The organism is Enterobacter sp. JMULE2, from assembly GCF_013337145.1.
Lineage (GTDB): Bacteria > Pseudomonadota > Gammaproteobacteria > Enterobacterales > Enterobacteriaceae > Enterobacter > Enterobacter mori.
In genome coordinates, this window is the sequence record NZ_SGWD01000008.1 from 1 (window position 1) to 6,084 (window position 6,084).

The window sequence follows — 6,084 nt, forward strand, 5'->3', positions numbered from 1 at the left end:
GCAGTGGTTTTCCATCATCCTCCCCTCCTGTTTTATTTTTCTCGGAACAATACTTCTCCGCCTTGTTTAATATAGATCCTTTTACCTCAGATGCGTTAATCCAGAGCCAGTGAGAATAACGCGCTCCGCGCAGGATTGTGCTGGCGGCCAGGTAGCACTTATTTTTCTTTGCCTGCAAAAGAATAAAATTACATCTCCTGACCTCATCAAGAGACTGCTGTAACATTTGATATTGATAGTTTACTTCCATTCTTCCGGGGGATATCTTAGCACGAAGCCTTTCCCTCAACTCTAGCAAAAAAAACCTTTCACAACCGTCTTTATATAACCCCTTAATGCCTTCATATTCAAGATGAACCTTTAAAACATCCTTGCCTTTTAAATATTCTTCTATGTGATTCATTCCTGCTATATTATTGCTGGCGACGGAAGGTGACTCTTCAAATAACTCAGGCCCACCAACGAGCATATGCCATTCCGGTATAGCGCTAAATGACATAGACGTCGCTTGAGATAGCAAAATTGTTTTATCTGCCGCGGCTTTTAAAATTTCATCGTTGAGTCCGGAAACAAGATCCGGGCGATATACCAGGTCATCAGCGTTAAAGTTTTCAGGCCATTTATTTTCGCCATTTTTTTTAACGATGTAATCCGTAATCAATTTCATACGGAAATCTTCAAAAACCTTGTCATTTTCGATAAATGAGAGTGCATTTTCTATCGACTCCATTAAACTTTCGTGATTAAGAACTAAAAAAATAATTTTCGAATGCGGATAACCTAATCTTAATGCATTCAGGTTGCGCCACGAGAACTGACACTCCTTCAGAATGTCGGGAATGACCTCACTTATCACCTTATTTCTTGTCGGTTCATACCGTATCCCTCGCTCTGGGTCAGGATTATTCTTGCAGTAGGACGACATATCATCCGTGTAGTCTTGCATTGTTTTATTTTCGTCAAGAGCTTCAAAAAAATGCGACAGAACCCCATCCAGGACTATATGGCGATGTAAATGCCTGCCCGAAAAAGGGGAAATCCCATCAGGGTGGTTTTTATAAAATTCAGTAACAAGACGGTTTTTCATAACCCGATTTACAACGTCAATAAGCTCCTTCAGACACCTGCCGCCTGCATCATCACACTTTATTCTCTCTGTCACCAGAACAAGCTGTAACCATTCAGAACACACTGCACGCAGATAGTCGGCGAAGCGGTTTTGACTGACGATCAGGGGGTTTTTGGCTACTTTTTGAGCAATCAGTTCAACAGACATGGAATATCTCTTTTTTAAATGGGGGGTTAAAAAATCCTTTTTTGTGGATTTGCATACGCCACAAAAAAAGAATATACCTATTTTCAACATCAGACTGTAAATGAATACCGGGCCGGAAGTACAGTATTCAAAAAAAGACAAAAAGAGCAAAAAAAATATCAGTTATCTGATTTTAATATTCATACCCCATGCAAAATCCTGGCCACCTGAAAAAATAACAGCTTGAGTTAAAAAGAAAATTCAGAAAAGATTGCTCCACTCAGGTCCCGCGACCGGAGTCAGGAGTAATGGAGACGTGTCCGCACCGAAGGCGCACGCAGACACAATATGAAATTAAATTTAACGTTCCGTACAACTTAAAACAGGAGGAAGCAACATGTTAACCAGACCAGAGAACACGCATTCGAGAAATTCAGCCCTGAACGATGCTGCCGTTCAGACTGACTTCGCTCCGCATGGCGGTAAAACCCAGCCGGCTAAAACAGACAACGCGCCTGAAACGACTGGCTCAGGCTCCCGAAATGCCTGTTATCCGCGTTTTAATAAAGGTGACGCGTTTATGACCATGAAGGAGGTTATGGTGCTTACAGGTACCAGCGACAAGTTCATATATGCGCAGATCCAGAAGGGTCTGTTCCCTAAACCGCTTAAGTTTGGAAGGGCTTCCCGCTGGATACTCAGCGAGGTGTATGAGTATATCAACGGGCGTGCAACATCCGGCAGCAGGCCGAAAACGTAACGTCATCGCCCGTATTTTGATTGTCATCATTCTGGCACATAAAAGGGAAACCGGAAAAGCACTGATTCCTGGCGACTGAATAAAGCCTCAGCAGGCTGACGCCATCCAGCGGCATAAATAAAAATGATAAACAGAAGGAGAAAAGGTTAATAGCAGGGCATTTTATTTAATGCTTCACCAGTTATCTTTCTTAAAAAACAGAAATAAACATTCTCTGAATGAACCGCTGCGCCTTTTTTATAGCGGGCGCATCATTCACGCTCTTTAAAAATATGGAAACCCATCATGTATAATTATCCTGTTATGCATACGGGCGGCTTTGTTGAATAAATCAGAGTTAACCGACTGGATGACTCTCGCTGGTACACCCGTTATGCGATCCGGACGCTGTGCGGCATACCCAACAACGTCATCCGGTTCAGCGCCTTGACCATTGCCATCGCTTCACCCACCTGCGCGTCATAGTCCCGCAGGCTCAGATGACCACCCAGCAAGCTTTTGATGCGGAACATAGCTGTTTCTGCTATCGAACGACGGTGATAGCTCACCTTCTTTTTCCAGACGTCATTGCCGCCGCTCAGATGCTGATTCGCCACCGCGTGGTTACGTTCATGGTACTTGTCCTGCCAGTATTGCGCCCCGCTTCGCGGCGGGATAAGTGGCCTGATTTTTTTCCGAAGCAACGCATCATGGCAGTAGCGTGTGTCATAAGCGCCGTCTGCCGATGCTTCCCTGATTTTCCGGTGGGTCTGGTTTATCAGCTCTGGCAGAGCCTGCGCATCTGTTGTACCGCTAAGCGATAAATCGGCACAGATAATCTCGTGCGTCGCACTGTCTGCGGCCAGATGGAGCTTGCGCCACACCCTGCGTTTGTCAGCCCCATGCTGTCTGACTTTCCATTCACCTTCGCCGAAGACCTTCAGGCCGGTAGCATCAATGACCAGATGCGAGATTTCACCCCGGGTTGGCGTCTTTATGCTGATGTTGACGCATTTTGCCCGTTTGCTCACCAGAGAGTAGTCCGGGCAGCGCAGCGGCAGAGCCATCAGCGTAAAAACTGAGTCAACGAAGCCCTGTAAAGCCCGGAGCGGCAGGTTAAACACGCGCTTCATCATCAGAACCGTGGAGATCGCCATATCTGTGTAGTGGAGCGGTCGGCCACGACCTTCAGGCTGTGCACTGTCAGTCCATGCAGCAATAGCTGACTCATCAAGCCAGACCGTCAGCGAGCCGCGCTGTCTGAGCGCACTGTTGTAGGTGGACCAGTTGGTGATTTTAAACTTTTGCTTTGCCATGGGGACCCGATGTTGAAACGACCGTAGCGATCAGATCCGCCAGGCACCTAAAAGTTCGATTTATTCAACAAAGCCCATACGGGCACGCATTCTGCATACCCCTCAATGAATGCGGGTCCTGACACCCCCCAACCTTTCCCGTTAGATTCCTGCCCTGTGGCTATTACGCAGGCAATTGAAAGTGTATGCAAAGACAAAAACGTTGCACCAGAGATAGTAGTCAGCGTTTATCTTGCTGCAGCTTCACTTACATGTCTCCCGCTTGTTGAGGTTATACCGCTACACACAAATGTACCTGAACCTGTGGTGCTGGATTATATTATCATCGCAGACTCCGGCGCGGGAAAATCCACGGTCTTTAAACCTGTCATGAAAGTTTTCACGGACTTTGCATCAAAATGTAATGATATCTATCAGGAGGAAATGAAACGCTATAACGGTGAAAAGAGCGTATGGGATGAAATAACACGGGGACTGAAAAAAAATCTCAGGGAGGCCACGGGAAATTATGGCGACAGGGAAAAGGAGGAAAGAGCGCTTGTAGAACATATGGCAAAGGAACCGCGTAAGCCGAAGAAGTTCAAGTTTATCTATCAGGACTTCAGCAGGGCCGGGCTCATCAGCCAGCTTGAAGATAACCCTGAAGCTGCCATTTTCCTTGAAGAAGCCAGCACATTTTTCGCCTCGCCCGCAAAAGATGATCCGGCACTTCTCACGCTTGGGTGGGATGCGTCTCCCTTTTGCTATGTTCGTAAGGGAGTGGATTATGAGTTCACGCCCCGCCTGATGTTTTGCATGCTGACCCAGCCAGATCTGTTCAACAGCTATCTGCTCAAAAACCCTGATTCGGCAAGAGGTAGCGGCTTCCTGGCCCGTACCCTGATAAGCTGCACTCATGAGCTTACAGGCAACACCATCAATAACGCCCCCCTCAGACGCCTAGTCAGCGGGGCCAGCGCCTGGCGGTTCACTTCTCCGGTCGACACGTTCAACAACAGGGTCACAGAGCTGCTGGAGGAGGCCAGAAAACGTTTTTATTGTGGTATGACCGATAAGCAGCAACTGAAGCTGTCTCCTCATGCGGCGGCTTTTATGGCCACCAGACGGGCAGAAATGCAACAAAAAATCGCACACGGAGGACCATGGGAACATATTGCTGATATTGCCCTTAAATCAGGCTCAAACGCCTTAAGACTCGCTGCCGTCTTCCATTACTTTAGCGGCACTCGTTCTGAGGAGATATCAGAGAATAACATTAAGTGCGCGCACAACGTTATTGAGTGGTATATCGCGCAAAGCAGCAAATTATTCTGGAAAAACTCCAGGCGTTATCAATTCGAACGGAATGTACTGGAGGCTTATCAGTGGATATACAATAAAATGTTGCAGAGAAATTACCCCCTCATACTCAAATCAGAAATTCAGACTTCCGGACCGAGGAATAAATCCATTAATCTTCGTCTGGCAGACAATCTTAATCCCATTCTGACGCAGCTTATCTGGCAGGAGAGAATCATGGCTTTCGAGTCCACACGTAGAGGACCGATCTATATCGCGATTGAACACCCGGACCTGGACTGGTGCCTGAACCAACAGTTCCCTGAAGGTTACACCTTTTTTAAACCACCTCCACTGGAGGGCATGACGTATTTTGATTTACCTGAACTGATTTTTTGAGCTGGCCCCATATCTGCATAGATATGCAAAACGCCTTGTTCTTACCCGACAAATCCTCTGTGTGTTTTTTCACCACGAAAAAATCGACGTGTGTTCTGCGATACGTCATTTCTGCTAATGGTTAGCAGAAATGGCAGGGTTATCTGTGCCGTTATGTAATAACCTGCTTAAACTTCGTCCAGAATGGCGATAGTCATGAAAAAAGTCAGCGCAGGAACCGCAACGCGAAGAACGCATAACCAGGTACGACAATCAGCAGTAAATGCATAAAAAAGCCCCGGGCAGTCATGGCTGTCCGGGGGCCTTATGCGCCAGTCACGACCCGAAAGGTTTTTACAAATATGGCATACGAGCCTTCATTAACCGTTAAGGAATGAATATTTGAATTAATTAAAGCTAGGTGTCTTGTTATTCATTTAACCCATTTATCAGTATCTTATTATAACCATTTACTCACTTCATTATGACTCAATGTGACAGAAGTAATTGTAAGAGAGAAATCATCTTTCACACACCTGCCGGTAAAGCAGGTTTGTGTGAAGAACATTACAGGACATACGTTACCAATAAAGAAAAAAGAGAAAGGAGGTTACTGCTCTGCTGCAAGTATTGCAGTAATTCACTATCGCATACCCGTAATCAAAAATACTGCAATACCGAATGCCGACAGAAAGGTGCGTGTAAATTAATTTCAGCATCAGGTCAGAGCATTCTGTCTTCATCCTACTGGCGACATATTGAGAACGCCGTCAGTCGCAATCCACTGTTATTAGGCTCCGTATCGGGGCCGGAGGATATCATGAATATTTACGAGTTGTACAAGCTGAAAGCAAAACATCAGCGTAGCTATGCGGTCGCTGTATACGAAGGGTCTCAGCGCAAATATAAACCGAAAGCGCTGCTTAATCTGGAAGCGGCTCATCTGTACCCGAATGGAAAGGGAGGGGCGAACAGCCCTGAGAATCTGATGATTGTACCAGCCCTGATTAACCGTCGTAACGGAGATGCGCTCCCGTATCAGCATAACGGTTTAGCTGGCATCCAGGCCTCAGGGGAACCTTATCCGATGGAAGGGGGGATGTACGAGGCGATGGTTG

Annotated in this window: 4 protein-coding genes and 1 pseudogene; 3 read left to right on the top strand and 2 right to left on the bottom strand. The window is 46.4% G+C overall.

The annotated features are described in order from the left end of the window. The coding region (locus EXW94_RS00750; protein ID WP_174339294.1) for a hypothetical protein at positions 1 to 1,276 on the bottom strand (1,276 nt) is incomplete at its 3' end. A gap of 376 nt (positions 1,277 to 1,652) precedes the next feature. Here EXW94_RS00750 and EXW94_RS28495 point away from each other — a divergent pair. Then, positions 1,653 to 2,015, top strand: coding sequence for an AlpA family phage regulatory protein (locus EXW94_RS28495; RefSeq protein ID WP_309232506.1), 363 nt, complete (start codon positions 1,653 to 1,655; stop codon positions 2,013 to 2,015). Positions 2,016 to 2,386: 371 nt separating this feature from the next. Here the strand turns inward: EXW94_RS28495 and EXW94_RS00760 are convergent, their stop codons facing one another. Continuing rightward, positions 2,387 to 3,310 (bottom strand): IS5-like element ISEcl3 family transposase, encoded by a 924-nt coding sequence (locus EXW94_RS00760; RefSeq protein WP_174339295.1) that lies wholly within the window; start codon positions 3,308 to 3,310, stop codon positions 2,387 to 2,389. Positions 3,311 to 3,466: 156 nt separating this feature from the next. On the opposite strand from EXW94_RS00760, the gene EXW94_RS00765 reads away from it, so the two are divergent. Continuing rightward, positions 3,467 to 4,987 (top strand): DUF3987 domain-containing protein, encoded by a 1,521-nt coding sequence (locus tag EXW94_RS00765; RefSeq protein WP_174339296.1) that lies wholly within the window; start codon positions 3,467 to 3,469, stop codon positions 4,985 to 4,987. Between the two features lie 799 nt (positions 4,988 to 5,786). After that, positions 5,787 to 6,084 (top strand): annotated as a pseudogene (locus EXW94_RS00770) (hypothetical protein); the annotation flags it as partial.